General features: G+C 73.2%; 25 protein-coding genes and 6 tRNA genes. 21 read left to right on the forward strand and 10 right to left on the reverse strand.

The features are described from left to right. Window positions 1-111 precede the first annotated feature (111 nt). Window positions 112-471, reverse strand: a complete 360-nt coding sequence (locus tag IEZ04_RS15145; RefSeq protein WP_189217367.1) for a hypothetical protein — start codon at window positions 469-471, stop codon at window positions 112-114. A gap of 70 nt (window positions 472-541) precedes the next feature. On the opposite strand from IEZ04_RS15145, the gene IEZ04_RS15150 reads away from it, so the two are divergent. The 10 genes from IEZ04_RS15150 (at window position 542) to IEZ04_RS15195 (ending at window position 13,927) form a co-directional block, all read left to right on the forward strand. Further along, window positions 542-1,189: an HAD family hydrolase gene (locus IEZ04_RS15150; RefSeq protein ID WP_189217368.1), complete on the forward strand. Its 648-nt coding sequence runs from the start codon at window positions 542-544 to the stop codon at window positions 1,187-1,189. 427 nt (window positions 1,190-1,616) lie between these two features. Next, a complete protein-coding gene (locus IEZ04_RS15155) occupies window positions 1,617-2,660 on the forward strand; it encodes a methionine ABC transporter ATP-binding protein (RefSeq protein WP_189217369.1) in 1,044 nt (347 codons plus the stop codon). Further along, on the forward strand, window positions 2,657-3,430 hold the full coding sequence (locus IEZ04_RS15160) for a methionine ABC transporter permease (RefSeq protein ID WP_189217370.1): 774 nt from the start codon (window positions 2,657-2,659) through the stop codon (window positions 3,428-3,430). The genes IEZ04_RS15155 and IEZ04_RS15160 overlap by 4 nt, the downstream gene beginning before the upstream one ends. A gap of 275 nt (window positions 3,431-3,705) precedes the next feature. Continuing rightward, window positions 3,706-4,539 (forward strand): MetQ/NlpA family ABC transporter substrate-binding protein, encoded by an 834-nt coding sequence (locus tag IEZ04_RS15165; protein ID WP_189217371.1) that lies wholly within the window; start codon window positions 3,706-3,708, stop codon window positions 4,537-4,539. 44 nt (window positions 4,540-4,583) lie between these two features. Next, complete coding sequence (locus tag IEZ04_RS15170; RefSeq protein ID WP_189217372.1) at window positions 4,584-5,417, forward strand: MetQ/NlpA family ABC transporter substrate-binding protein; 834 nt, start codon at window positions 4,584-4,586, stop codon at window positions 5,415-5,417. 143 nt (window positions 5,418-5,560) lie between these two features. After that, window positions 5,561-6,196: a GNAT family N-acetyltransferase gene (locus IEZ04_RS15175; RefSeq protein WP_189217373.1), complete on the forward strand. Its 636-nt coding sequence runs from the start codon at window positions 5,561-5,563 to the stop codon at window positions 6,194-6,196. A 181-nt stretch (window positions 6,197-6,377) separates the two neighbouring features. Further along, window positions 6,378-7,625 carry a precorrin-6y C5,15-methyltransferase (decarboxylating) subunit CbiE gene (gene cbiE / locus IEZ04_RS15180; protein WP_189217374.1) on the forward strand — a complete coding sequence of 416 codons (1,248 nt, stop codon included), beginning with the start codon at window positions 6,378-6,380 and terminating at the stop codon, window positions 7,623-7,625. A gap of 332 nt (window positions 7,626-7,957) precedes the next feature. Further along, complete coding sequence (gene cobT, locus IEZ04_RS15185; RefSeq protein WP_189217375.1) at window positions 7,958-11,569, forward strand: nicotinate-nucleotide--dimethylbenzimidazole phosphoribosyltransferase; 3,612 nt, start codon at window positions 7,958-7,960, stop codon at window positions 11,567-11,569. Between the two features lie 175 nt (window positions 11,570-11,744). Continuing rightward, window positions 11,745-12,986: a uroporphyrinogen-III C-methyltransferase gene (gene cobA, locus IEZ04_RS15190; protein WP_189217376.1), complete on the forward strand. Its 1,242-nt coding sequence runs from the start codon at window positions 11,745-11,747 to the stop codon at window positions 12,984-12,986. Between the two features lie 122 nt (window positions 12,987-13,108). Continuing rightward, window positions 13,109-13,927: a TrmH family RNA methyltransferase gene (locus tag IEZ04_RS15195; RefSeq protein WP_189217377.1), complete on the forward strand. Its 819-nt coding sequence runs from the start codon at window positions 13,109-13,111 to the stop codon at window positions 13,925-13,927. Window positions 13,928-13,969: 42 nt separating this feature from the next. Here IEZ04_RS15195 and IEZ04_RS15200 read toward each other — a convergent pair whose 3' ends face one another. After that, the gene (locus IEZ04_RS15200; protein ID WP_189217378.1) at window positions 13,970-15,316 is read right to left on the reverse strand and encodes a serine/threonine-protein kinase; all 1,347 of its coding nucleotides are present in this window, start codon (window positions 15,314-15,316) and stop codon (window positions 13,970-13,972) included. 196 nt (window positions 15,317-15,512) lie between these two features. On the opposite strand from IEZ04_RS15200, the gene IEZ04_RS15205 reads away from it, so the two are divergent. The 4 genes from IEZ04_RS15205 (at window position 15,513) to IEZ04_RS15220 (ending at window position 17,852) form a co-directional block, all read left to right on the forward strand. Next, window positions 15,513-15,788: a DUF8836 family protein gene (locus tag IEZ04_RS15205; protein WP_189217379.1), complete on the forward strand. Its 276-nt coding sequence runs from the start codon at window positions 15,513-15,515 to the stop codon at window positions 15,786-15,788. 198 nt (window positions 15,789-15,986) lie between these two features. Then, window positions 15,987-16,196 (forward strand): hypothetical protein, encoded by a 210-nt coding sequence (locus IEZ04_RS15210; RefSeq protein WP_189217380.1) that lies wholly within the window; start codon window positions 15,987-15,989, stop codon window positions 16,194-16,196. 254 nt (window positions 16,197-16,450) lie between these two features. Then, window positions 16,451-17,368 carry a phosphotransferase family protein gene (locus tag IEZ04_RS15215; protein WP_189217448.1) on the forward strand — a complete coding sequence of 306 codons (918 nt, stop codon included), beginning with the start codon at window positions 16,451-16,453 and terminating at the stop codon, window positions 17,366-17,368. Between the two features lie 193 nt (window positions 17,369-17,561). After that, complete coding sequence (locus IEZ04_RS15220; RefSeq protein WP_189217381.1) at window positions 17,562-17,852, forward strand: TFIIB-type zinc ribbon-containing protein; 291 nt, start codon at window positions 17,562-17,564, stop codon at window positions 17,850-17,852. Between the two features lie 56 nt (window positions 17,853-17,908). On the opposite strand, the gene IEZ04_RS15225 is transcribed toward IEZ04_RS15220, so the two are convergent. The 5 genes from IEZ04_RS15225 to IEZ04_RS15245 form a co-directional block, all read right to left on the reverse strand. Continuing rightward, window positions 17,909-17,980, reverse strand: a tRNA-Val gene (locus IEZ04_RS15225). 34 nt (window positions 17,981-18,014) lie between these two features. Further along, window positions 18,015-18,086: transfer RNA gene (locus tag IEZ04_RS15230), tRNA-Val, on the reverse strand. A 37-nt stretch (window positions 18,087-18,123) separates the two neighbouring features. Further along, a tRNA-Val gene (locus tag IEZ04_RS15235) sits at window positions 18,124-18,195 on the reverse strand. A 1-nt stretch (window position 18,196) separates the two neighbouring features. Beyond that, window positions 18,197-18,270: transfer RNA gene (locus tag IEZ04_RS15240), tRNA-Cys, on the reverse strand. 39 nt (window positions 18,271-18,309) lie between these two features. Then, window positions 18,310-18,382 (reverse strand) — tRNA-Gly (locus IEZ04_RS15245). Window positions 18,383-18,537: 155 nt separating this feature from the next. Between IEZ04_RS15245 and IEZ04_RS15250 the strand changes: the two genes are divergently transcribed. The 3 genes from IEZ04_RS15250 to IEZ04_RS15260 all read left to right on the forward strand — a co-directional run bounded on the left by IEZ04_RS15250 (window position 18,538) and on the right by IEZ04_RS15260 (window position 21,397). After that, window positions 18,538-19,581 (forward strand): chorismate-binding protein, encoded by a 1,044-nt coding sequence (locus tag IEZ04_RS15250; RefSeq protein WP_189217382.1) that lies wholly within the window; start codon window positions 18,538-18,540, stop codon window positions 19,579-19,581. 85 nt (window positions 19,582-19,666) lie between these two features. After that, window positions 19,667-20,488, forward strand: a complete 822-nt coding sequence (locus IEZ04_RS15255) for an aminotransferase class IV (protein ID WP_189217383.1) — start codon at window positions 19,667-19,669, stop codon at window positions 20,486-20,488. 84 nt (window positions 20,489-20,572) lie between these two features. Continuing rightward, window positions 20,573-21,397 (forward strand): GNAT family N-acetyltransferase, encoded by an 825-nt coding sequence (locus tag IEZ04_RS15260; RefSeq protein ID WP_189217384.1) that lies wholly within the window; start codon window positions 20,573-20,575, stop codon window positions 21,395-21,397. Window positions 21,398-21,459: 62 nt separating this feature from the next. On the opposite strand, the gene IEZ04_RS15265 is transcribed toward IEZ04_RS15260, so the two are convergent. Then, a complete protein-coding gene (locus tag IEZ04_RS15265; RefSeq protein WP_189217385.1) occupies window positions 21,460-21,987 on the reverse strand; it encodes a DsbA family protein in 528 nt (175 codons plus the stop codon). A 258-nt stretch (window positions 21,988-22,245) separates the two neighbouring features. Here IEZ04_RS15265 and IEZ04_RS15270 point away from each other — a divergent pair, with 258 nt between their 5' ends. Beyond that, a complete protein-coding gene (locus IEZ04_RS15270) occupies window positions 22,246-22,734 on the forward strand; it encodes a hypothetical protein (protein WP_189217449.1) in 489 nt (162 codons plus the stop codon). A gap of 190 nt (window positions 22,735-22,924) precedes the next feature. Continuing rightward, complete coding sequence (locus IEZ04_RS15275; protein WP_189217386.1) at window positions 22,925-23,077, forward strand: hypothetical protein; 153 nt, start codon at window positions 22,925-22,927, stop codon at window positions 23,075-23,077. Window positions 23,078-23,117: 40 nt separating this feature from the next. Here the strand turns inward: IEZ04_RS15275 and IEZ04_RS15280 are convergent, their stop codons facing one another. Both IEZ04_RS15280 and IEZ04_RS15285 read right to left on the reverse strand, forming a co-directional pair. Continuing rightward, on the reverse strand, window positions 23,118-23,678 hold the full coding sequence (locus IEZ04_RS15280; RefSeq protein ID WP_189217387.1) for a CGNR zinc finger domain-containing protein: 561 nt from the start codon (window positions 23,676-23,678) through the stop codon (window positions 23,118-23,120). Window positions 23,679-24,271: 593 nt separating this feature from the next. Then, window positions 24,272-24,685, reverse strand: coding sequence for an SsgA family sporulation/cell division regulator (locus tag IEZ04_RS15285; protein ID WP_030577202.1), 414 nt, complete (start codon window positions 24,683-24,685; stop codon window positions 24,272-24,274). Between the two features lie 191 nt (window positions 24,686-24,876). Here IEZ04_RS15285 and IEZ04_RS15290 point away from each other — a divergent pair, with 191 nt between their 5' ends. Both IEZ04_RS15290 and IEZ04_RS15295 read left to right on the forward strand, forming a co-directional pair. After that, on the forward strand, window positions 24,877-25,356 hold the full coding sequence (locus IEZ04_RS15290) for a TIGR02611 family protein (protein ID WP_189217388.1): 480 nt from the start codon (window positions 24,877-24,879) through the stop codon (window positions 25,354-25,356). A 66-nt stretch (window positions 25,357-25,422) separates the two neighbouring features. Then, window positions 25,423-25,494, forward strand: a tRNA-Val gene (locus IEZ04_RS15295). The last annotated feature ends 176 nt before the right edge of the window (window positions 25,495-25,670 follow it).

Consider the following 25,670-nt stretch of genomic DNA (forward strand, 5'->3'; position numbering starts at 1 on the left):
CGGATGAGCCGCGTCCGCCCGGCCGCGCCCTCCGTGGGCCCGCCCTTCCCGGCGGTTCCCCCGGGGGGCGTGCCGGGAGTGCCGTCGGCGGTCTTCTCGGTGGGTGCCATCTCAGCCTCCCCAGATGTCGTAGAGCCGCACCTGCAGCACGGCCAGCACCACGCCGCCGGCCGCGACGGTCACGCTGCCCCAGCGGGTGCGTTCGGCCAGCGACATGAACCCGGCCACCGGGACGCACGCGAACGCCCCGAGCAGATAGCTGACGAAGATCACCGTCCCCTGCTCCGGGTCCTCGCCCCGTGCCAGCTGCACGACGCCGACCACCAGCTGCACCAGGGCCAGCAGTGAGACCACGCCCATGCCGATGAAGTGCCAGTCCTTGGTCGGCTGGTCCCGGTAGGCGGCCCAGCCGCACCAGGCGGCGAGCAGCAGCGCGGCGACGGCGGTCGCGACCGTCAGGGCAACAAGCATGCCGTGACCCTATTACGGGCCATATGGCCCGATGGCCCCGCCCCCGGGCCGGACCCGTAGGGTCGGGGCCATGAGAATTCGTGCAGAGGCCATGTTGTTCGACAACGACGGGACGCTCGTCTCGTCCGTCGAGTCGGTGCAGCGGTGCTGGACCAGGTGGGCGCAGGAGTACGGGGTCACCGACGCGTTCGCCCGCGTCGAGCTGCACGGACGGACCGCCGCCGCGATAGCCGCCGACCTGCTGCCCGCCGAGGCCGTCCCCGCGGCCGTCGCCCGGATCGAGGAGCTGGAGGTCGAGGACGTGCCGAACGGCGGCGTCCACCTGCTGCCCGGCACCCGTGAGCTCCTCGACGCCCTGCCGGCGGACTCCTGGGCCGTCGTCACCTCCGCCACCCGGCGCCTGGCCGAGGCCCGCCTCGGCGCCGTCGGGATCCGGCCGAAGGCGATGGTCTGCGCGGACGACGTCACGCGCGGCAAGCCCGACCCCGAGCCCTACCTCCTCGGCGCCCGTGACCTGGGCGTCGACCCGGCCCGCTGCGTCGTCTTCGAGGACGCCCCGGCCGGGCTGCGGGCGGGCCGCGCCGCGGGCATGACCACCGTGGCGTTGGCCACAACCCACCACGCGTCCGAGCTGGAGGCCGACCTGGTGGTCGAGGACCTCTCGGCCCTGTCCGTGCTGGTCACGCCGGAGGGTGTGGAGATCTCCGTACGGGACTGACGGGCCGCCGTACGCGTCCGGCGGCCGTACGCCGTTTCCACCGCTGTCCAGCATGCGGACAGCGGTGGCCGGTCGAAAGTGTCCGTCTGGTTTACTGATCGCATGACCATGACGAGCATCCGCACCCGTGCGACCGAGGCGACCGTGACGCCCGGTGCTCGTTGTATGTGTCGAATGTGTGCTTCCTAGAGGGCCCCCGCACCGCCACAGAGCCTCGCGCCCCGAAGCGAGCGCCGCTCGGGTCCGCCGTACGCCCGGCGTACGCGTCCGAGCCAGGCCCCCGCGCACATGTTTCTCCCAGGTCTTCCGGCCACCGGTCAGCACCGCCACCGCGAGAACCGTGCAGCGTTCCGGCCGTTCCCGACCATGAATGCCCCGTGCCCGGCGCCCACGAAGCGCCGCGCACTCGACAGTGACGGAAACCCCAGTGATCACCACATCGGGCCTGAGCAAGGTCTACCGCTCACGCGGCCGTGAGGTCACCGCCCTGGACGGCGTCGACCTCCATGTCCGCGAAGGCGAGGTGTACGGCGTCATCGGCCAGTCCGGCGCCGGCAAGTCCTCGCTGATCCGCTGCGTCAACCTCCTGGAACGCCCCACCTCCGGCACGGTCACCGTCGCCGGACAGGACCTCACCGCCCTCGCCGGCCGCGGCCACCGCGCCGGCCGGGAACTGCGCCGGGCACGCAGCCGCATCGGCATGGTCTTCCAGCACTTCAACCTGCTGTCCTCGCGGACCGTGCAGGACAACGTCGAACTGCCCCTCGAGATCCTCGGCGTCTCGGGGAAGGAACGTTCCCGCAAGGCACTGGAGCTGCTCGACCTGGTCGGCCTCGCCGACAAGGCCGGCTCCTACCCGGCGCAGCTCTCCGGCGGCCAGAAGCAGCGCGTCGGCATCGCCCGCGCCCTGGCCGGCGACCCCAAGGTGCTCCTGTCCGACGAGGCCACCAGCGCCCTCGACCCGGAGACCACCCGCTCCATCCTCCAGCTGCTGCGCGACCTGAACCGGCAGCTCGGCCTGACCGTCCTGCTCATCACCCACGAGATGGACGTCGTCAAGAGCATCTGCGACTCGGCCGCCCTGATGGAGAAGGGCCGCATCGTCGAGTCGGGCACGGTCGGCGAGCTCCTCGCGACCCCCGGCTCCGAGCTGGCCGCGGCGCTCTTCCCGGTCAGCGGCGACGCCTCCGGCGACGACCGCACCGTCGTCGACATCACCTTCCACGGCGACGCGGCCGGCCGGCCCGTCATCTCCCAGCTGTCGCGCACCTACAACATCGACATATCGATCCTCGGCGCCGCGATGGACACCGTCGGCGGCAAGCAGGTCGGCCGGATGCGCATCGAGCTGCCCGGCCGCTACGAGGACAACGTCGTGCCGATCGGCTTCCTGCGCGAGCAGGGCCTGCAGATCGACGTCCAGGGCCTCGCTCAGGAGCCCGCACTCGCCGAGGAAGGTGCCGCGAAGTGACCTGGTCCGAGATGCAGCCGCTGCTGGAGCAGGCGTGCTGGGACACCCTGTACATGGTCGGCTGGTCCACGCTCATCGCCGTCGTCGGCGGGCTCCCGCTCGGCGTCCTGCTGGTGCTCACCGACCGCGGCGGGCTCCTCCAGAACGTCGTGGCCAACAAGGTCATCGGGCAGATCGTGAACATCGCCCGCTCGCTGCCCTTCATCATCCTGATGGTCGCGCTGATGGGCTTCACCCGCTGGATCACCGGGACGACGATCGGCCGCGAGGCCGCCATCGTGCCGCTCGCCGTCGGCGCCATCCCGTTCTTCGCGCGGCTGGTCGAGACGGCCGTCCGCGAGGTGGACCACGGGCTCGTCGAGGCCGTGCAGTCCATGGGCGGCAACACCTGGACCGTCGTCCGCAAGGTCCTCGTCCCGGAGTCCCTGCCCTCGCTGATCTCGTCGGCCACCACGACGATCGTCGCCCTCATCGGCTACTCCGCGATGGCCGGCACCGTCGGCGCGGGCGGCCTCGGCGACATCGCCATCCGGTACGGCTACCAGCGCTTCGAGACCGGACTGATGTGGATCACCGTGGCGATCCTCGCGGTCGTCATCTCGGTCATCCAGTTCGCCGGCGACTACGCGGCCCGCGGACTGCACCGGCGCGGCGGCCGCTCGGGCCCCGGCCCGAAGCTGCGGCTGCTGAAGGCCAGAGAGCCCGACAGCCCGGCGGCGGCCTCCACCGGGTCCGGGTCCGGGACCGCGGAGGTCGGCAAGGTCGCCTGAGCGGCCGCCGGGCCGGTCGTGGGCCGACCGGCCCGGCACCGTCCGGACGGCCCCGCGTGCGGTCCGCCCGAACCGTGCCGCGGCTTTCGGTGGCACCTCCCGCGGCGCCGGGACGCCCGCGCGGGGGGCGTCCGAACGGCTGAACCGCCCCAGCGGGGCGCGTCCGCCCGAGCGGCCGCCGTCGCCCTGCCCCCTGAGCCTGGACACAGCACACGCGCCCCAGTACCCCCGTTCACCCAAGACGGGTCGCATCACCCACAGGAAAGGCACTTTTCGTGCGTAACACTGCCAGAATCACCACCGCCGTCCTCGCCGCCGGAGCCCTCGCCCTCGGGCTCACCGCCTGCGGCTCCGGAGACTCCGACTCCGGCTCCGGCGACGCGAGCGGTCCGCTCGTCGTCGCCGCGAGCCCCGTCCCGCACGCCGAGATCCTCACCTTCGTCAAGGACAACCTGGCGAAGGACGCGGGCCTGGACCTGGAGGTCAAGGAGTTCACCGACTACGTCACGCCGAACACGGCGACGGAGGACGGCTCCGTGGGCGCCAACTACTTCCAGAACCAGCCGTACCTCGACGACTTCAACAAGAAGAACGGCACCCACATCGTGCCCGTCGTCACGGTGCACCTGGAGCCGCTCGGCCTGTACTCCAACAAGGTGGACAAGGCCGACGACCTGAAGAGCGGTGCGACCGTCGCCGTCCCGAACGACACCGTCAACGAGGCGCGCGCCCTCAAGCTCCTCGCCGACAACGGGCTCATCACCCTCAAGGACGGCGTGGGCAACGAGGCCACCCCCGCGGACATCGCCGAGAACCCCAAGAACCTGAAGTTCAAGGAGCTGGAGGCGGCCCAGACCCCGCGCTCCCTGGACGACGTGGACGCCGCCGTCGTCAACGGCAACTACGCCATCGAGTCCGACCTGAAGCCCGCCGAGGACTCCCTCGTCCTGGAGTCCGCCGAGAACAACCCGTACGGCAACTTCCTCGCCGTGAAGGAGGGCAACGAGGACGACCCGCGGGTGAAGAAGCTCGCCGAGCTCCTCACCTCCGACGAGGTGAAGAAGTTCATCGAGGACGAGTACGCCGGCTCCGTCATCGCCTCCTTCTGAGCCACTCCCCCGAGCCATCCGCACGCACTCGGAGGAGAGCGAACATGCGCAAGCCCGTCCTGCCCGCGGCGGCCGGCGTCCTGGCCCTCGGCCTCGCCCTGACCGCCTGCGGCTCGGGCGGGGACTCCGCCGGCTCCGGCGGCGCCGACGACACCCTGGTCGTCGGCGCCACCCCGGTCCCGGCCGGCGAGGTCCTCACGTACATCAAGGACGAACTCGCCGACGAGGCGGGCCTGAAGCTGGAGATCAAGGAGTTCACGGACTACGTCCTGCCGAACACCGCGCTCCAGGAGGGCTCGCTCGACGCGAACCTGTACCAGCACGAGCCCTTCCTGAAGGACTTCAACGAATCCAAGGGCACCGACCTGGTCGCCGTCACACCGGTCTATCTGCCGCCCATGGGCGTCTACTCCAAGAAGGTCACCGATGTCTCGGAGCTCGCCGACGGGGCCACCGTCGCCGTGCCCAACGACACGACCAACGAGGGCCGCGCCCTGGACCTGCTCGCCGCCGAGGGTGTCATCACGCTCAAGGACGACGCCGGTGCCGACGCGTCCCCGGAGGACATCGCGGAGAACCCCAGGAAGCTCACGTTCAAGGAACTGGAGCCGGCCCAGCTGCCGCGCTCGCTCGACGACGTGGACGCCGCGGTCATCAACAACAACTACGCCCAGGACGCGGGCCTCAGCCCCGCCGAGGACGCGATCCTGCTCGAGTCCGCCGAGGACAACCCGTACACCAACGTCCTCGCCGTCCAGCGCGGCGACGAGGACGACCCCCGGGTCGGGAAGCTCGTGGAACTGCTCCACTCCGCCGAGGTGAAGAAGTTCGTCGAGGACAAGTACAAGGGGTCGGTCCTGCCGGCCGCCGCCGGCTGACGCACCGCGCACCGCACCACGGGGTCCCCGCACCGGCGCCCCGTGGTGCGTCGCGGTGCTTCCATGCTGCATGCTGGGCAGTTCAGCACGACCGGGCACGACCCAGCAGGACCCGACGGTTTCCGAAGGTTACGGAGCGGCGCATGACTACCACCTTCCCCGACATCTCCCTCAGCACGGAGCGGTTGGTGCTGCGCCCCTTCCACGAGGACGACGTGCCCGCGCTCGCGGAGATGATGAACGACGAGCTGGTGGCCGCCTGGAGGGACGGGCCCGAACCCTTCACCGAGGACACCGCCCGCACCTGGATCACCGAGATCGCGCCCGGCGAACGCACCGCGGGACACGGACTGCACCTCGCCGTCGCCGAGTTCCTGACCCAGCGGCTGGTCGGCCTGGTCCGGCTGACCCGGACCGACTGGCAGGTGCGCGCCACGGAACTGTCGTACGTCGTCGCCCCCTGGGCGCGCGGCGAGGGCTACGCGGCCGAGGCGGCGCTCGCCCTCGCCCAGTGGCTCTTCCACGAGCAGAAGTTCGAACGCATCGAGCTGCGCACCGCCGCCGACAACACCGCCGCCCAGCAGGTCGCCCAGAAGATCGGCTGCATCAGCGAGGGCGTCCTGCGCAACGCCTGCATAGCGCGTACCCGGACCGACGAGGGCTGGGTCGACATCCGTACCGACTACATCGTCTGGAGCCTGCTCCCCGAGGACCTCGAGGGCGTCAGCGAGGAACTGGCCGACACCGGCGGTTTCACGTCGTATCCGCACTGGAACTGAGCCGTTCCGGCGACGCCCGACGCCCGCCCGCCGACGGCGTACCCCGAAGAAGCGGGTCCGGCTCACGACGTACGACCGGTGCGGCACCCTCCCGGTCTGACCAGGTACCCTCACGGAGCCCGGGTCCGGGCACCCCCGACCCCGCCCGACCATCCGCACGCACCACTGGAGACTGACGACGATGGCCGACCGGGTCACGGTGATCGGCTGGGACGGCTCGCCGCTGACCGCCGCGGCACGCTCCGCTCTGGGCGCCGCCACACTGGTGGCCGGGGCGGCCCACCACCTGGCGCTCACCGAGATACCGCCGACCGCCGAACGCATCCGGCTCGGCAGCGTCGCCCTCGCCGCCCGCCGCATCGCCGGCCACCGCGGCACCGCCGTCGTCCTCGCCGACGGGGACCCCGGCTTCTTCGGCGTCGTCCGCACCCTGCGCGCCCCCGAGTTCGGCCTGGAGGTCGAGGTCGTGCCCGGTGTCTCCGCCGTGGCCCAGGCCTTCGCGCGCGCGGGCATGCCCTGGGACGACGCCCAGGTGGTCGTCGCCCACCCCCGCACCCTGCGCCGCGCGGTGAACGTGTGCCGCGCCCACCACAAGGTCGCCGTGCTCACCGCGCCCGGCGCCGGACCCGCCGAACTGGGCCTGCTCCTCGACGGCGTCCACCGCACCTTCGTCATCTGCGAGGAACTCGGCACCGACCGCGAACGGGTCACCGTCGTCACCTCCGACAAGGCCGCCGACCACACCTGGCGCGACCCCAACGTGGTCATCGTCATCGGCGGTCCCGTCGCCCCGTCCGACGACGGCGGCTGGATCGCCGGCCGCGACCCCGCCGCGGAGCCGCGCGGCTGGGCGCTGCCCGCCGGGACGTACGGCGGCGGCCTGGGCGAGGGGGAGGCCGAACTGCTGCGCGCGGCCCAACTCGCGCGCCTGGGACCGCGCACCGGCGACCTCGTGTGGGACATCGGCTGCGGCAGCGGCGCCTTCGCCGCGGAGGCCGCGCGCTGCGGTGCCGCCGTCATCGCCGTCGACCACGACGCCGAGGCCTGCGCCCGTACGTCGGTCGCCGCCCGCTCCCTCGGCGTCCAGCTCCAGGTCGTGCACGGCACCGCGCCGCACATCCTGGAGAACCTGCCCGAACCCGACGTGGTCCGGGTCGGGGGCGGGGGAGCGGCGGTCGTCTCCGCCGTCGCCGACCGCCGCCCGGAGCGCATCGTCACCCACGCCGCGACCCGCGACGCCGCCGAACTCATCGGCAGGGACCTGTCGGAGCACGGGTACGACGTCGGCTGTGCCCTCGTGCAGTCCGTCGAACTCGACACCCGGGCCTGGACGGAGAAGGAGCGGAGCGTCGCGTTCCTGCTGACCGGGCATCTGGAGCGGCGGGACGGGAGCGCCACCCGTGATCCGGCGGCCGTACCAGCGCGGTAGGCTGGCCGATCGTCGTACCGCATTTCGGCACCATCGTGCTTCCTGGGTCAATGTCCGGCCAATGTCCGGAAAGGTGTGCCCGTCGGTGCCGTGTGCGGTAGGGCGGTAACGGAGGACGCGCAACGTGGCGCAGTCCACAGCGGGCCGTCGCGGATCAAGCTGACGCGGCGGCGGAGCGACCGGGACAATGCCGTTCATTGGCTTTGTCGTCTGTGCGGACGGGTCGTTTCGTGCCGCTCGGCACGCACGCTCGTTCTTCATCACGGGGCGGTCGGTGCGCCGTTCCGGGCCAGCTGGACCGTAAGCACTAACCGATCGGCGAGGGGTTACGCATGACCGACACCGGCCAGGTCCCGGGCGAGGGACTGCCGGAGAGCGCAGGCATGGTGGAGCAGCCGGGCGTTCAAGCGCCGGGTGCGTACACCTACCTCTCCGAAGCCTCCGCCGAGGACGAAGAGCTGCTGCTGCCGGGCGCCCAGGGCGCCTGGGGCAACGAGGTGCCGCCGCCCGCTCCCGAGCCGGTCGTCCAGGTCGTGCACGAGCCGGGACCCCACGAGACGGACGGCCGGGACAGCGGGGCGGTCGACCTGAGCGCCGTCCGTACCTCGGAGGCGCGCCCCCTCGCCCCCGAGACCGGCCCCTTCCGCGCGCCGGTCGCGACGCCCGTGCCGCAGCCGCCGGCCACCCGCCGCCCGCCCTACCTGGCCCCGCCGACCCCGGGCAGCGCCCCCAGCCCCGTCCGCTCCCTCGCCGACCGCGGCCCCGCCGGCGCCCCGACGCACCCCGCGGCCGTACGGCAGCCCGCGCAGCCCGTGAGCGGGCCCGAGTACCTCGACGTGCCCCGGCACGCGGAGAACGGACCGGGGGCGGCGCCCTGGGTCACGGTCCCGGCGGCTCAGGCTCCGGCCCCGGCCCCGGCACAGGTGGCGGCTCCGCCGGAGGCCGAGGTTCCGGCGAGTGCCGACGCGGTGCCGTCCGCCGGGGAGATGCCCGCCGAAGAGGTGCCCGTCGGGGAGATGTCCGCCGAAGAGGTGCCCGCCGAAGAGGTGCCCGCGGCGGAGCCGGTCGCTGAGGCCGCGGTTGCGGAAACGGTCGTTCCGCAGGACGCCGGACCGACCGGGCCCACCGAGCTCCAGGGGGAACCCACCGCACCCGCGGAGGACGCCGCGATCCCGGACGCGGACGCGCAGGCGCCGCAGCCCGCGCAAGAGCCTCCGGCCGCCCGGGACATGGCGGACGAGCCGGCCGTCGGTCCGGACGCCGCCGGGGAACAGGCGGCACCGGACACCCGGATCACGCAGGACGGTCACATCACCCAGGACATCCAGGAAGCCGTCACCGCACCGCAGCCGGCGCCCGCGGAGGGCGGCGCCCCCGCCGCACCCCTGCCGGACGCCGTGCCCCCGGCCCAGCCGCTGCCCGACGAGCAGCCGTTCCAGGCGGAACAACCGCTTCCCGAGCAGCCGCTCCCGGAACAGCCGCTTCCCGAACAGCCCGGTCCGGCACAGCCCTTGGACGCACAGGTTCCGGACGTACAGGCTGCCGACGCGCAGGCCACGGGCGCGCCCACCGCGACCGAAGCCGAGCAGCCGCCCACGGAGATCCCGGCCGGGCTCCAGCAGACGGAGACTCAGGAGCCGGAGGTCCAGGAGCCCGAGGTCCAGGAACCCGGGGTTCAGGACCCCGAGGCGCAGGGGCCGGAGGTCCAGGGCCCCGAGCCCGTGGCGTCCGCAGCCCCGGAGCCCGAGGCCGAAGAGCCCGAGGCGGCGCAGGAGCCCGAGTCCGTGGAGCCAATGGTTCAGGAGCCCGTAACTCAGGAGCCAGAGGCTCAGGAGCCGCAGTTCCAGGAGCCGCAGTTCCAGGAGTCAGAGGTGCAAGAGCCGGAGCCGCAGGGGCCGGAGATGCGAGCGGAGGTGCCCGCCCCCACGGTTGCCCACCCCACGGCACCCGTCCCGGCGGCCCCCACCGCCACGGTCCCCGCTCCCCGTCTCCCCGAGGCACCGGCGGACCCGAACCCGGTTCGGGCCGCGGACACGGCCGCGGACGTGGCCCCGGACCCCGGCGTCGCGCAGAGCGCGGAGGACCTGGACACCAGGGCCGCCGACCAGGAGGACGAGCACAACCGGTACGACCAGCACCACGAGCAGGACCAGCAGGACCAGGAAGAGAGCACGGCCGCTGTGACAGAAGCCCCGGAGCTCCAGCTCGCCGGCCCCGCCGCCCCCGGCTACGACGACGCCGAGCGCGAGGCCGTGCTGCGGGTGATGCGCGAGCGCCGGGACATCCGCAACGGCTTCCGCAACGACCCCATCCCGCACGAGGTGCTGCTCCGCGTCCTGGAGGCGGCCCACACGGCGCCGTCCGTGGGGCACTCGCAGCCCTGGGACTTCGTCGTCATCCGCTCGGCCGAGACACGGCAGGCCGTGCACGAACTCGCCCGGCGCCAGCGCGAGGCGTACGCGAAGTCGCTGCCCAAGGGCCGTGCCAAGCAGTTCAGGGAACTGAAGATCGAGGCCATCCTCGACACCCCGGTCAACATCGTCGTCACCGCAGACCCCACCCGGGGCGGCCGCCACACCCTGGGCCGCCACACGCAGCCGCAGATGGCGCCGTACTCCTCCGCGCTCGCCGTGGAGAACCTCTGGCTCGCCGCCCGCGCCGAGGGCCTCGGCGTCGGCTGGGTCAGCTTCTTCGACGAGCGGGAGATGGTCCGCGTGCTCGGCCTGCCCGAGCACCTGGAGGTCGTCGCGTACCTGTGCGTCGGGTACGTCGACGAGTTCCCGGACGAGCCGGAGCTGATGCAGGCGGGCTGGTCCAAGCGCCGCCCGCTGTCCTGGGTCGTGCACGAGGAGACGTACGGCCGCCGCGCGCTGCCCGGCGAGGCGCCGCACGACCTGCTCGCCGAGACCGTCGCCGGGATCCGGCCGCTGGACGCCAAGGCGCTCGGCGAGGCCTGGGAGCGGCAGAAGCGCATGACGAAGCCCGCGGGCGCGCTCGGCATGCTGGAGATCATCTCCGCGCAGCTGTCCGGTCTGTCCCGCCAGTGCCCGCCGCCGATCCCGGAGCCCGCGGCCGTCGCGGTCTTCGCGGGCGACCACGGCGTGCACGCCCAGGGCGTCACCCCCTGGCCGCAGGAGGTCACCGCCCAGATGGTGGCCAACTTCCTCGGCGGGGGAGCGGTCTGCAACGCCTTCGCCACCCAGGTGGGCGCCGAGGTGTGCGTGGTCGACGTGGGTGTGGCCGCCGAGCTGCCCGCGACGCCGGGGCTGCTGCCCCGCAAGGTCCGCGCGGGCACGGCCGACATGACGACCGGCCCGGCGCTGACCCGCGAGGAGGTCAAGCAGGCCATCGAGGTCGGCATCGAGACCGCCCGCGACCTGGTGGCGGCGGGCAACAAGGCGCTGCTCACCGGTGAGATGGGCATCGCCAACACGACCGCGTCCGCCGCCCTGATCTCCGTCTTCACGGAGACGGACCCCGCCGAGGTCACCGGCCGCGGCACGGGCATCAACGACGAGACGCTCGCCCGCAAGACCGAGGTGGTGCGCCGCGCCCTCGAACTCCACCAGCCCGACCCGGCCGACCCCATCGGCGTCCTCGCCGCGGTCGGCGGACTGGAGCACGCGGCGATGGTGGGCCTGCTGCTGGGCGGCGCGTCGCTGCGTACGCCGGTGATCCTGGACGGTGTCAGCGCGGGCGCCGCCGCCCTGGTGGCCCGCGCCATCGCCCCCGAGGTCCTGGCGGCCTGCATCGCGGGCCACCGCAGCGCGGAGCCGGGCCATGTGGCGGCCCTGAAGAAGCTGGGCCTGCGCCCCCTGGTCGACCTGGACCTGCGCCTCGGCGAGGGTACGGGTGCCCTCCTCGCCCTCCCGATGATCCAGAGCACGGCGCGGGCGATGCACGAGGTGGCGACGTTCGACTCGGCGGGCGTGACGGAGAAGTAGGCCCGGCAGGGCCGTCCCCACGGGGACCGGGGGACCGGGGAAGCCGCCCCCCGGTCCCCGCCTCTAAAATGCGCACGTCAGGGGCGCTCCGACGCTGCAGCACCCGAAGCCGCGGCGCCCCGTGCCGCAGCACCCGTCCCGAAGAAGCCCCGCAGGAAGCCGTACGCCGATGCCCATGGCCGAACACCCCGCCTACCCCGTAGGCCTCCGCCTCACCGGCCGCCGAGTGGTCGTCCTCGGCGGCGGCCAGGTCGCCCAGCGCCGCCTCCCGGCCCTGCTCGCGGCGGGCGCCGACATCCTCCTCGTGTCCCCCTCGGCCACCCCCTCGGTCGAGGCGATGGCGGACGCGGGCGAGATCATCTGGGAGCGGCGCCCCTACGCCGACGGCGACCTCGCCGAGGCCTGGTACGCCCTGATCGCCACCAGCGACCCCGACGCCAACGCCGCCGCCTCCGCCGAGGCCGACCGGCACCGTGTCTGGTGCGTGCGCTCCGACGACGCGGACGCCGCCACGGCCTGGACCCCGGCGACGGGCCACAGCGAGGGCGTCACGGTCGCCGTGCTCACCACCAGCGCGAGCGGCCGCGACCCGCGCCGTACCGCAGCCATCCGCGACGCCGTGGTGGAGGGCCTGCGCGACGGCACCCTCGTCGCCCCGCAGCACCGCACCCGCACGCCCGGTGTCGCCCTCGTCGGCGGCGGCCCCGGCGACCCGGACCTGATCACCGTGCGCGGCCGCCGGCTCCTGGCCGAGGCCGACGTCGTCATCGCCGACCGGCTCGGTCCGCGCGACCTGCTCGCCGAACTGCCGCCGCACGTCGAGGTGATCGACGCGGCGAAGATCCCCTACGGCCGTTTCATGGCCCAGGAGGCCATCAACAACGCGCTGATCGAGCACGCGAAGCAGGGCAAGTCGGTGGTACGGCTGAAGGGCGGCGACCCGTTCGTCTTCGGCCGTGGCATGGAGGAGGCCCAGGCGCTCGCCGAGGCCGGCATCCCCTGCACGGTCGTCCCCGGCATCTCCAGCTCGATCTCGGTGCCGGGTGCGGCCGGCATCCCGGTCACCCACCGGGGCGTCGCCCACGAGTTCACCGTGGTCAGCGGGCATGTGGCGCCGGACGACGCGCGCTCCCTGGTCGACTGGCCGGCGCTGGCGAAGGCGCGCGGCACGCTGGTCGTCCTCATGGGCGTCGACAAGATCGGGCGCATCGCGGAGACACTGATCGCGCACGGCAGGCCCGCCGACACCCCGGTCGCGCTGGTCCAGGAGGGCACCACGGCCGCCCAGCGCCGCGTGGACGCCACCCTCGCCACGGTCGCCGAGACCGTGGTGGCCCAGGACGTGCGGCCGCCGGCGGTCATCGTCATCGGCGAGGTCGTGCGCGTGGGCCCGCAGTCCACCCCGGACCAGCCGTAGGAACCGGACACCGGACACATCACCCGCATCCGCACCCGCACCCCGCACCCCGCACCCCGCATCCGCACCCGCACCCCGCATCCGCACCCGCACCCCGCACCCAGGACGAGGCACCAGCGATCGTGGCCGAACTGATCAACGTCGACGACCCCGACGACCCGCGTCTGCACGACTACACGGGCCTGACCGACGTGGAGCTGCGCCGCCGCCGCGAACCCGCGGAGGGCCTGTTCATCGCCGAGGGCGAGAAGGTGATCAGGCGGGCCGTCGACGCGGGGTACGAGATGCGGTCCATGCTGCTCTCGCCCAAGTGGGCCGAGGCCATGCGCGGTGTCATCGAGGATTCGGCGGCGCCGGTGTACGTGGTGGACCCCGCGCTCGCCGAACGCGTCACCGGCTACCACGTGCACCGCGGCGCCCTCGCCGCCATGCGGCGCAAGCCGCTGCCGGCGGCGGACGAGCTGCTGCGGACCGCCCGCCGGGTCGCGGTCATGGAGGCGGTCAACGACCACACCAACATCGGCGCGATCTTCCGCTCGGCGGCGGCCCTCGGCATGGACGCGGTCCTGCTCTCGCCGGACTGCGCCGACCCGCTCTACCGGCGCAGCGTCAAGGTCTCCATGGGCGCGGTGTTCTCCGTCCCGTACGCGCGTCTCGACCCGTGGCCGAAGAGCCTGCAGGAGGTGCGCGAGGCGGGGTTCTCGCTGCTCGCGCTCACACCGCACGAGAAGGCCCGGCCGCTCGACGAGGTGGCCCCGCACCGGATGGAACGGGCGGCGCTGATGCTCGGCGCGGAGGGCGACGGCCTGTCGAGGCGGGCCCTGGAGGCGGCGGACGAATGGGTCCGCATCCCCATGGCGCACGGCGTCGACTCGCTCAACGTGGGCGCCGCCGCGGCGGTCGCGTTCTACGCGGTGACGACGGGCCGCCCCGGACTCTGACCCGCCCGGCCGTCCCCCGGCCCGGTCCGCGGGCCGGAACGGTCACGTGCCGCCGGCGCCCGCCTGCTGCCCGTACGACTGCTCCTGCACCACGTCCACCCGCACGCGCTGGTCACCCAGCCCCTGCTCAGGACCCTGGCAGCCCTGCGCGAGAGCGATGCCCAGGGCCACCAGCAGCGTCACCACCACGAAGACGACGATCCGCTGGCGCAGCAGCTGCGGGTTGGCGGGCCGTCGTCCGCCGGTCCCACCGCCCGTGCGGGGTGCCGGGCGGCCGGCCCCGCTGCGCGGCGCGGGCCTGCCGCCGGACCGGGGGTCGCGCTGCCGCACGGGACGTGCCCCCGACCCCGGGGCGGACCGCTGCTGCCCGCCCGTACGGGACGATCCGCCCGTGCGCGAGCCCTCGCCGCCACGGGACGATCCGCCCGTACGCGGCGCGGGAGTGCCCGGCGAGGTCTGCGAGCGCCGCTGGGTGCGCTGCTCGGCATACGACCCGGCGAGCCGGCCCGACGGCCGGTCGGAGTCGGCGCGCGGCCCGGGCGGACGCGCGTCGGTGAGACCCTGCGCCTCGCGGGCCGCGATCTCCTTGAGCCGCAGCGACAGTTGCAGGGTGGTGGGCCGTTCCTCCGGGTCCTTGGCGAGGCAGGCGCGGACGAGGGGGGCCAACGCGTCCGGCACGCCGTGCAGCTGGGGCTCCTCGTGCACCACCCGGTACAGCATCACCTCGGAACTGCCGTGCCCGAACGGCGAGTCGGAGGTCGCCGCGTACGCGAGGGTGGCGCCGAGCGCGAACACGTCGGTCGCCGGGGTGACGGCGGCCCCGCGCACCTGCTCCGGCGCGAGGAAGCCGGGCGAGCCCACGGCCGTGCCGACGTGCGTGAGCGTCGACGCACCCGTGGCCCAGGCGATGCCGAAGTCGATGATCCGCGGACCCTTCGGGGACAGCAGGATGTTGGACGGCTTCAGGTCGCGGTGGACGACGCCCGCCTCGTGCACGGCGACGAGCCCCTCCGAGAGGGCGGCCCCGATCGCGGCGACCTCGGCGGCCGGCAGCGGGCCCTCCTTGGTGATCTTGTCGTGCAGCGACGGCCCGGGCACGTACTGCGTGGCGAACCACGGCCGGTCCGCCTCCAGGTCCGCGGCCACCAGCCGGGCCGTGCAGCCGCCCCGGATCCGCCGGGCCGCCGACACCTCGCGCGCGAACCGCGACCGGAACTCCTGATCCTCCGCCAGATCGGGCCGGATCACCTTCAGCGCGACCCGCTGTCCCTTGCGGTCGGAACCCAGGTAGACCACGCCCATGCCGCCCGCGCCGAGCCGTCTGTGAAGCCTGAACGAGCCGACGACGCGCGGGTCCTCGCGCCTCAGGCGCATCATCGCCATGTCCATCCCCGCTGCCCGGTCCGTATGACTCGCCACAGCTTACGTTTCCCCGGCCGGGTCCGCGCAGAGGCCGCGCCCTCGCGATCCGATGGATTGTCAGTGCCGGGTGGGACACTTGAAACGCGGCCAGGGAACAGGAGTTCGGGACGGCGCAGGGCCGGCCCTGATCCCAACGACCTGCCGCGAAAGGGGGATTGGACCCGTGAAGGGTGACCGTGTGGAGATAGTCGTGGACGCCGGTGACACGACGCGCACCTACGAGGTGGTGGCGAGCAGGGCGGGCCGCCGGGTGGAGACGGCGGTGCGCCGGGGCGTCGTGGAAGTGAGCGAAGTCACGCGAAGTGGCACAGTGGTGCGAACGGCCCGTTTCATGGCGAACCGGGTGCTGGCGCTGGTCGAACAGCCGGTGCCGAGGGAGGCCGGCCAGGAGGAGTCGGGGCACACCGGACGTCCCCTCCGGGAAGACCCCGAGACGTAGGGCGGCGTCTCCACCCAGGGGAGTACGCCGCAGGTCACGGCTCATCCTCCGGGAGGCCCGGCAATGGGTACGAGGGCATGACGCCCGGCTCCCGCCGTGCGCGTAGGTTTGTGGTCAAGCGGCGGGTGCAGCACTCGTCCCCCGAGGTCGGAAGCCCGCCGCTGCCAACGACGCACTTCGATCGGTCAGGGAGGGACCATGGCCCACACGGCACCGCGGACGGCCGTCCGCGCCCGGGGGCGCGAGGCGCACGGCGTCTCCTCGCCCACCGGCCGTACGGGACGCCGCCATCCTCTGGTGGCGACCGCGATGGTCCTTCCCCTGGCGGCCCTGCTCCTGTACGCCTTCGGCGGCTTCGAGGCAGTGGTCACCCATGCGTCGTCCGTGGGCGTGATGCTGGGGCGCTGAGCGGCGGCCCCAGGCCCGGAAGAGCGGTCCGGGCGGGGACATCAACCCAGAACCCCGTGGGGACGGGGGTGCGGCGGACGGCACGGACGCCCGCGCGGCTGGGGAGCCGCGCGGGCGTCGAGCTGTGCGCCGGCGCCCACGCGGCCGCGCGCGGGCCTTCGCCTACGCTCACGGACGGCAACCTCACCGCCCCAGGGAGTCCAGTGACCGGAGTGACCGACGTGACCGGCGTCATCGGCGCCACCGCCGAGGTGATGCCCGCCCTGGCCGCCCGGGCCCGCCGGACGGCCCACCCCGCGGGCGGCACCTGCGCGCACCCGGACACGGTGCTCGCCGAGCGCGACGACGGCGCGGTCGTCCGGCACGGCGACACGGTCGCCAAGGCCCACGCCCCCGGCACCGACCCCGCGGACCTCGCCCGCCGCCTCGCCGCCGCCGTGGCGCTCCCCGCCGTCCTCCTCGCCCCGCTGCGCCCCGCCCCGGTCGCCCTCCACGGCCGCCAGGTCACCTTCTGGCCGTACGGCACCCCGGTCGACCCGGACGCCCCCGACGACGCACCGTGGGAGGCGGCGGGCGCCCTCCTCGCCCGGCTGCACCGGGCGCCCGCGCCCGCGGGCCTGCCGCCCATGCGCGGCCCCGCCAAGGCGGCCCGCGCGATCGCCCGGCTGCGCGCCGCCGGCCCGCACCCCGCGGCCGCCCCGGTCCTGCGGGCGTGGGCCACCCTCCCGGCCTGGGCCCGGGACGAACGGCCCCAGCCGGACACGGCCACGCTGTGCCACGGCGACGTCCACCTCGGCCAGCTCGTCCGCCACCCGGACGGAACCGCTGCGTGGCGGCTGATCGACGTGGACGACCTGGGCGTGGGCGTCCCGGGCTGGGACCTGGCCCGCCCGGCCGCCTGGTACGCCTGCGGGCTGCTGCCGCCCGGCGACTGGACCCGCTTCCTGACCGCCTACCGGGAGGAGGGCGGCCCGGCGGTGCCGCCCGCGGGCGACCCCTGGCCCGCCCTGGACGTCCCGGCCCGCGCCCTCACCGTGCAGACGGCCGCCCTGGCCGTCGCCAAGTCCGTGGCGGCGGGCCGCCCGCTGGACGAGGTGCAGCAGGCGGTCGTCGACGCCTGCGACCGAATGGCCGCCACCCCACCGGAGTTGGTGCAAGATTCCACGAAGTAGGGTGCAACCGACCGCAGCCGGACAGTGTCAATGCTGGCAGCACAGTCCTGGCAGCACAGTCCTGGCAGCACAGTCCTGGCAGCACAGTCCTGGCAGCACAGTCCTGGCAGCACAGTCCTGGCAGCACAGTCCTGGCAACACTGTCCGGGCGAAACGCGAAGCAGTACCCGACGGCGAGGAGTTGAGCCGAACCATGCATTGTCCGAAGTGCCACGCGCCGATGCACACCTTCAACCGGAACGGCGTTCAGATCGAGCAGTGCAGCGGCTGCCGCGGAATCTTTCTCGACTACGGCGAGCTGGAGGCGCTGACCCGCATGGAATCCCAGTGGGCGCAGCCGGCGCCGCCGCCCCCGGGTGCCCCGCAGGCGTACCCGGCCGCTCCGGCCGCTCCGGCCTGGGGTGCCCCGCACCACGGCGGGCACTACGGTCACCACGGCCACAAGCGTCACAAGAGCTTCGGCCACATGCTGTTCTCCAGCTGAGCCGAGCACCACGAAGAAACCCCCGGCCGTAGGAGACGGCCGGGGGCTTCGGGCTGTGGACGATACTGGGATTGAACCAGTGACCTCTTCCGTGTCAGGGAAGCGCTCTCCCGCTGAGCTAATCGTCCTCGGGACCAGAACCCGGAGGTCCTGGGTGCTGCGTGCGCGATACTGGGATTGAACCAGTGACCTCTTCCGTGTCAGGGAAGCGCTCTCCCGCTGAGCTAATCGCGCGGGGGATCCGAAGATCCGTGAGGATCCGAAGATCCAGTGGACGATACTGGGATTGAACCAGTGACCTCTTCCGTGTCAGGGAAGCGCTCTCCCGCTGAGCTAATCGTCCTTGGAGGTGGAGACGGGATTTGAACCCGTGTAGACGGCTTTGCAGGCCGTTGCCTCGCCTCTCGGCCACTCCACCCGGAGCGCAGGGGTTCGGGAAGATCCCCTGTTTCCTTCGAGCGGACGACGAGGCTCGAACTCGCGACCTCAACCTTGGCAAGGTTGCGCTCTACCAACTGAGCTACGTCCGCCTGTCGTTTCGGACCGCTTTCGCGTCCCGGCGACGTGTTGAACTCTAGCGGATTCCCGGGCCAGTACAAAAACGCGTTTGTGCAGCGTGCTGCGGTACGTCCGGTTCAGGCCCTGGTCAGGGCCCGTCTCGTGGGCCCGCCCTAGACTCGACAGTGTGCTCGACCTGCCTCCCCTCGCCCGTTTCGGCGGCCTCGTCGCCACGGATCTCGCCGATGTGACCGGCGACCCGGCGGCCCTGGACTCCGCCGGTTTCTGGGCCGTCGCCGCCGATTTCGAGGGGCGCCTGGTGTGCGCCCGCTTCCGCGACGTACGACGCGAGCCGGTGCCCGCGCCGGTGCCCGGTGCCTGGCGCGGCCCCGGCACCGGGAACTGGGTGTCGTCCCTCGACCGCGCCGCGTACACGGAAGGGGTGCGGCGCATACGGGACCACATCGCGGCCGGCACGGTCTACCAGGCGAACCTCTGCCGCGTCCTGTCCGCGCCCGTCGCACCGGACGCCGACGTGGACGCCCTGACCGCACTGCTGGCCCGGGGCAACCCGGCGCCGTACGCCGGGACGATCCGGCTGCCGCGGCACGGCGTGGAGATCGCCACGGCCTCCCCGGAACTCTTCCTGCGCCGTACCGGGCGCGTCGTCGAGTCGGGCCCCATCAAGGGCACCGGGCGCACGGAGGCGGACCTGCTGGAGAAGGACTACGCGGAGAACGTGATGATCGTGGACCTGGTCCGCAACGACATCGGCCGCGTCTGCGCCACCGGCTCGGTCACCGTGCCCGAGCTGTGCGTCGTGGAGAAGCACCCCGGCCTGGTCCACCTGGTCTCCACCGTGCGCGGCGAGCTGCGCGCCGACGCCGGCTGGCCCGAGCTGCTCGCCGCCGCCTTCCCGCCCGGCTCCGTCACCGGCGCCCCCAAGTCCAGCGCCCTGCGGATCCTCGCCGCCCTGGAGACGGCGCCGCGCGGCCCGTACTGCGGCGGCATCGGCTGGGTCGACGCCGACCGCGGCACCGGGGAGCTCGCCGTCGGCATCCGCACCTTCTGGATCGACCGGGCGGACGGCGCGCTGCGCTTCGGCACGGGGGCCGGCATCACCTGGGGGTCCGACCCGGAGGGGGAGTGGCGGGAGACCGAACTGAAGGCGGCACGGCTGCTCGCGGTAGCGTCGGGGACGTACGAGCCGAGTGGGGCCCTGCCGGACTAGCCGTCCGGACGGGCCCCCGGGCCCCGGCCGGCGGACAGGCCGGGAACGCGAGCCGCGTCCGGCACATCATGCGAGGTGGACACCAGTGAAGATCTGGCTCGACGGCGGACTGAAGGACCTCGAGTCCGCCCGTGTCTCCGCCCTCGACCACGGGCTGACCGTGGGCGACGGCGTCTTCGAGACCGTCAAGGCGCTCGACGGGAGGGCCTTCGCGCTCACCCGCCACCTCGACCGGCTGACCGGCTCGGCGCGTGGCCTCGGGCTGCCCGACCCCGACCTGGACGAGGTGCGCCGTGCCTGCGCCGCCGTCCTGGACGCCAACCCGATGCCGCTCGGCCGGCTGCGCATCACCTACACCGGCGGCCTGGCGCCACTGGGCTCCGACCGCGGCGACCACGGTCCGACCCTCGTCGTCGCCGTCGGCGGGACGACCCGCCGCCCCGACTCCACGGCCGTGATCACCGTCCCGTGGACCCGCAACGAGCGCGGCGCCCTGACCGGCCTGAAGACCACCTCGTACGCCGAGAACGTCGTCGCCCTGGCCCGCGCGCACGAGCAGGGCGCGTCCGAGGCGCTGTTCGCCAACACGGTGGGGCGGCTGTGCGAGGGCACGGGCTCGAACGTCTTCGTGGTCCTGGACGGGGAGATCCACACCCCGCCGGTCGCCTCCGGCTGCCTCGCGGGCATCACGCGCGCGCTGACCGTCGAATGGACCGGCGCCCGGGAGACCGACCTGCCGCTGGACGTCCTCCAGCGCGCGGACGAGGTCTTCCTCACGTCCACCCTGCGCGACGTCCAGGCCGTGCACCGGATCGACGCCCGCGACCTGCCCGGCGCACCCGGTCCGGTGACCGCCAAGGCCATGCGGATCTTCGCCGAGCGTGCCGGGGACGACCTGGATCCGTGACCGGCGGCCCGGAGCGGGTCGCCCGACCGTGATCGGTGCGCACGGCCGGCGGATACGGTGCGCCGGGCGGGTAGAACAACCCCGATGACCACCACCCTGCGGCCGGCCGAGCCGCTTCAGCACGACGCCGACGGGACCCGTTCACGCCGCTACCGGGTGTGTGTGAACAGCCGGCCGGTCGGCGCGGTCAACCTCGGCACGCACCCCGTCCTCGGCGACTCGGTGGCCCGGATCCTGGACCTGCGGATCGATGAGCCCGACCGGCGCCGGGGCCGGGGCACCGTGGCGGCGCTCGCCGCGGAGGAGGTGGTGCGCGGCTGGGGCTGCCGGCGGTTGGAGGCGGCGGTACCCGCCGACGCCGGGGCGGCCCTGTCGCTGGCGACCGCGCTCGGCTACGTGCCCGGCAGCCGCCTCATGGAGAAGCGTGTCGCCGACGCCCCTCCCGAGCTGCCCGCGGGGAGCCGCAGCCGCCCCCTGTCCGAGGCGGAGTTCGCGGACTGGAGCCGGCACCGGCAGGAGGCGTACGCCCGGGAGCGGGCCGCCCTGGGCGAACCGGCGGCCGAGGCCCGCGCGCTCATCCGCAGGGGCCATGCCGCGCTGCTGCCCGACGGCACGGCCACCGCCGGCATGACGCTCAGTGTGCTGGAGCACGAGGGAACCGCCGCCGGCACGCTGTGGCTGGGCGAGCGCGACGGGCGGGCCTTCGTGTACGACGTGGAGACGGACGAGCGGCACCGCGCCCGGGGCCACGGCCGGGCGCTCATGCACCTGGCGGAGACCCAGGCGCGTGCGGCCGGGCACACGGCGATCCGCCTGAACGTGCACGCGGGCAACGCCCCGGCCGAGCGTCTCTACGCCTCGCTCGGCTACCGGACCCTCGTCCACTATCTGTACAAGGAGCTGCTCTAGTACCTGTGCAGTACCTGCGCCTGTACGGAAGCGCCGCACGGAAGCACCTGTACGGGCATGCTTCAGCCGGCGGCCAGGTCACCTGCCAGCAGGCGGTCGGCGATCTCCTCGATGCGTGTGCGCAGTCCGTCCTGGCTCTTGCCGCCGTCGAGGCGTTCGCCGCCGATGACGTACGTCGGGGTGCCGGTCACCCCGATCGCCTTTCCCTCGGCCTGGTCGGCGTCCACGGTCAGGATGTGCCGGCCGTCGATGAGCGCGGTGTCGAACTCCTCGGCGTCCAGGCCGAGTTCCCGGGCCACCCCGACCAGGAAGGGCTCGCCCTCGCGGGCCAGCTCCTCGACACGGCCCAGCACGGCCTCGACGTACGGCCACCCGGCGCCCTGCTCCACGGCCTCCTCGGCGGCCTGGGCCGCGGCGAACGCGTGCTTGTGCTTCTCCAGCGGGAAGTGCCGCAGCCGCACGTCGAGCCGGTCGCCGTAGCGGGCGCGCAGGGCGCGGATGTCGTCTAGGGCGCCACGGCAGTCGGGGCACTGCAGTTCGCACCAGACGTCGAGGACGACGGCGGAACGCGCGGGGGAGGAGTCGTTCATGGCACCAGTCTCGCAGTCCGGGCGCGACCGGCCCAGCCGGGGCGGCGGAGGGAGGAGCGTGCCTGGTACCAGAGGCGGAGACGGCCCCGAAGGAACCCGGAGATCTCCCTGAGGTCCGGTCGGACCATGGCACACCGGGTGTGCGGCGGTGCACGATGGAAGGGGCGGACGAACCGGCCGACCCTGCTCGACGCCTGCTCGACACCGCTCGACCCGCTCGACTCGACCCGCTCGACGAGCTCCCGCCTGGAGGACCGGATGATTGCCGAGACCGTCTGTTCCGCCGTCTCCGCGGCCGGCCTGGGCATCGCCGCGATCACGGCCTACCGCAGGCGCTTCCTGAGGGCCGCCCGCATCGCCGCCTACGCGCTCGTCCCCATCGGCCTGGTGATGACCGGAGCCGTCGAGTGGGCGGCCGATACCGCCTTCAGCCCGACGGCGTGGGCCGGGTTCGGTGTGCTCGGTGCCGCCTGGCTGCTCTTCCTGGTCACCCGGGCCGTGGAGCGGCGCGGCGGCGGGACGCGCAAGGAGCGCAAGGAACGCAGGGCCGCCGAGGGGGCGGGGCGCGAGGCGGTCGCCCCGGCGGTCTCGGCGCCCGCGCTGCCGAACGACTCCCGCACGGGATACGCGGGACGCACGGGGAAGGGAACCGGGGCGGGAACCCGCCCGGCGTCCGCCTCCCGTGCCACGGAGCCCGCGGACGACTTCAGCGAGATCGAGGCCATCCTCAAGAAGCACGGCATATGAAAGAAGCACGGCGTACGACCGGGAAGCCGACGACGGTGCCGTCGGGACGGAACAGGTGACACGACCGGGCGACCGGAGCACGTAAGTGATCACGATTGCTCCCGTACGGCCCGGTTATTGGTGAACACCCAGCCATTTCGGGCGTGTTGATCGCGTCGGGGGTGCCTGCTGCGTCATCATCGCCCGCGAGATGCTGGACACAACAGAGAGCGACTCCGCCGCCCCGCCCGAGGAGCGACGGGGGTGTCTCTTCGCCCTTTCCCAGCCACCGCTGATGATCTTTCTTGCGGTGATCGGCTGCCTGCTTCTCATGACATCACTGCACGATCTGCTGATGCTCTGAGCCGGAAACGGAGCCCGGGCGCCACCCGCCCAGGGCTCCGTCAGCCCGCGGCCTCCTTGCGGCGGGCGCGGTACGCGGCCACGTGCAGACGGTTGCCGCAGGTGCGGCTGTCGCAGTAGCGACGGGAGCGGTTGCGGGAGAGGTCGACGAAGGCGCGCCGGCAGTCCGGCGCCTCACAGCGGCGCAGGCGCTCCTGCTCGCCCGCGACCACGAAGAAGGCCAGTGCCATCCCGCAGTCGGCCGCGAGGTGGTCGGCGACGGAGGCGCCGGGCGCGAAGTAGTGCACATGCCAGTCGAAGCCATCGTGGTCGGTGAGCCGTGGTGTGGTGCCGGCCGCTGCCACCAGCTCGTTGATGGTCATCACGGCCGAGCGCGCGTCGGGCGCCGCGAAGACCTCGGCGAACCGGCCGCGCACCTTGCGCACCGCCGCGAGGTCGAACTCCGACAGCGTTCCCACGTCGCTCACCTTGTGGTTGCGTACGAAATCGCCGAGCGCCGCGACGTCCGCCAGCCCGTCGGGCGTGGTGTCGTCGTCCGGCACGGTGTTGACCAGATCCACCACGGTGTCGAGGGCGCACCGGGTGTCGTGGGTGATCAGCACGTTTCGCTCTCCCTGGCCTGAAGGTCGGGCGGGCGCCCGTCGATGCTGGCCGATGGTAGTGGCTGATCGAGCTCCCGTGACCGGTACGGACCGTGTGCCCGCGGCAGCGTGGGCGCGGCCGGACGGGGCCCCCGCGTACCGCTCGTGCGGTGCTGTCACGGGGGACTCCACCGCCCCTGGAGAACCGGCGCGCGGCCTTGCGCGTCCCCGCGCCCGGGACGCACCGCCGGCGCGCGGCCTTGCGCGTCCCCGTGCCCGGAACGCACCGCCGGCGCGCGGCCTGACGCGTCCCCGTGCCCGGAACGCACCGCCGGCGCACGGCCTGACGCGTCCCCGTGCCCGGAACGCACCGCCGGCGCGCGGCCTTGCGCCTCTTTGTGCCCGGAACGGCTCCGCACCGCGCGCCGCGGCCGCCCACGCCCGTACGTACGCGCACCGGCGCCGTCGCACGCGTGCTCCGTGCGACGACGCCGGTGCGCGCCGTATGCGGCTGTCGTGGCCCGAGCCGTCTCCCCGAGTGGACGGCGCCGGGCGGCTCTATGGGATCGTGCCCCGGTTGTGCCTCGCTTTCGGCCGTGTCCTGCTGTCAGCCGTCAGCTTTCGGCAAGGATGTGCGACAGCTCCTGGTCGAGATCGAAGTGGCGGTGCTCCGTGCCGGGCGGCACGGCGGTGTCCGTCCGCTTCAGGAAGGACTCCAGCGCCCGCGCCGGGGCTTCGAGCAGAGCCTCGCCCTCGGGAGAGCTCAGGGCGATGCAGACGACGCCCTGGCCGTGACTCCGGGACGGCCAGACGCGGACGTCGCCGGTCCCGGTGGGCCGGTGGAGGCCCTCGGCGAGGAGATCGCGGGCGAAGACCCACTCGACGGTCTCCTCGGCTCCGGTGTGGAAGGTGGCGTGCACGGCGTAGGGATCGGCCGTGTCATACCGCAGTCCCGCGGGTACAGGCAGTGAGGACTCGCTCGACACAACGAGGCGCAGGTGCAGCTCGCAGCTGACCGTGGTGTTCATAAGCGCCAAGGCCTTTCGCTCAGTGTGCGCTCGGGGATTCGCACGTCGGCGAAATCGACATCCCACCTACGGTGCCGTTGTAAACCCCTCTGAGTGTTTTGCGTCGCTTTTGGTAGCTCATACGGCCGAGAACCTGTTCGTCGGATACGGCCATTCCGGTGACCGGTTTGTCTCGGGTAGGGTTTGGCCGTATGAATACGGGGAGTCACGACACGGGGGAGGTCGCCGTGGTGGCCGACGGAACGAGTACCGGGACCGGGGCGCCCGCGGATCAGACCACCGCGACGACGGGCCCGGCTCCACTCGGATCGCGCGCGCCGGAGTTCGTCAAGGCACGTCGGATGCTGCACCTCAGCTGGCAGGTGGGCGTCTTCGTCATCGGGCTCGCGGTCGTCGCGGCCGGTGCGGCCATGCTGGTGCTGCCCGGCCCCGGGTGGGTGGTGATCTTCGCGGGCATGGCCATCTGGGCGACCGAGTTCGTCTGGGCACAGCTGGTGCTCCGCTGGACGAAGCGCAAGGTCACCGAGGCGGCGCAGCGCGCCCTCGATCCGAAGGTCCGCCGGCGCAACATCATCCTGACCGCGACGGGCCTGGTGATCGTGGCTTTGATCATCGGGGTCTACCTGTGGCAGTTCGGCCTGCAGATGCCGTGGAAGATCGAGAACCAGTGATCGGGCGATGACCTGGTAGGTGGTCGGGAGCACCCCCTGACTTGGGGTAATGTTCTTCCTGCGCCCGGGCGATTAGCTCAGCGGGAGAGCGCTTCGTTCACACCGAAGAGGTCACTGGTTCGAACCCAGTATCGCCCACAGGAACACCGGACGACCCGGTCCACGGATATCGTGGACCGGGTCGTCGTGTTACGGGGGCCGGTGGTCCTCGCGCGGCGCGGGGCGCACGCGCACGGCCTCGTGGGGCCCGCGGGGCCTGGCGGGGGTTCGGCGGTCGTCACATCGCCGTCGGCCGACCGGGCGGGGCGTACGCG

This window comes from Streptomyces ruber, from assembly GCF_014648075.1.
Taxonomy (GTDB): Bacteria; Actinomycetota; Actinomycetes; order Streptomycetales; family Streptomycetaceae; genus Streptomyces; species Streptomyces ruber.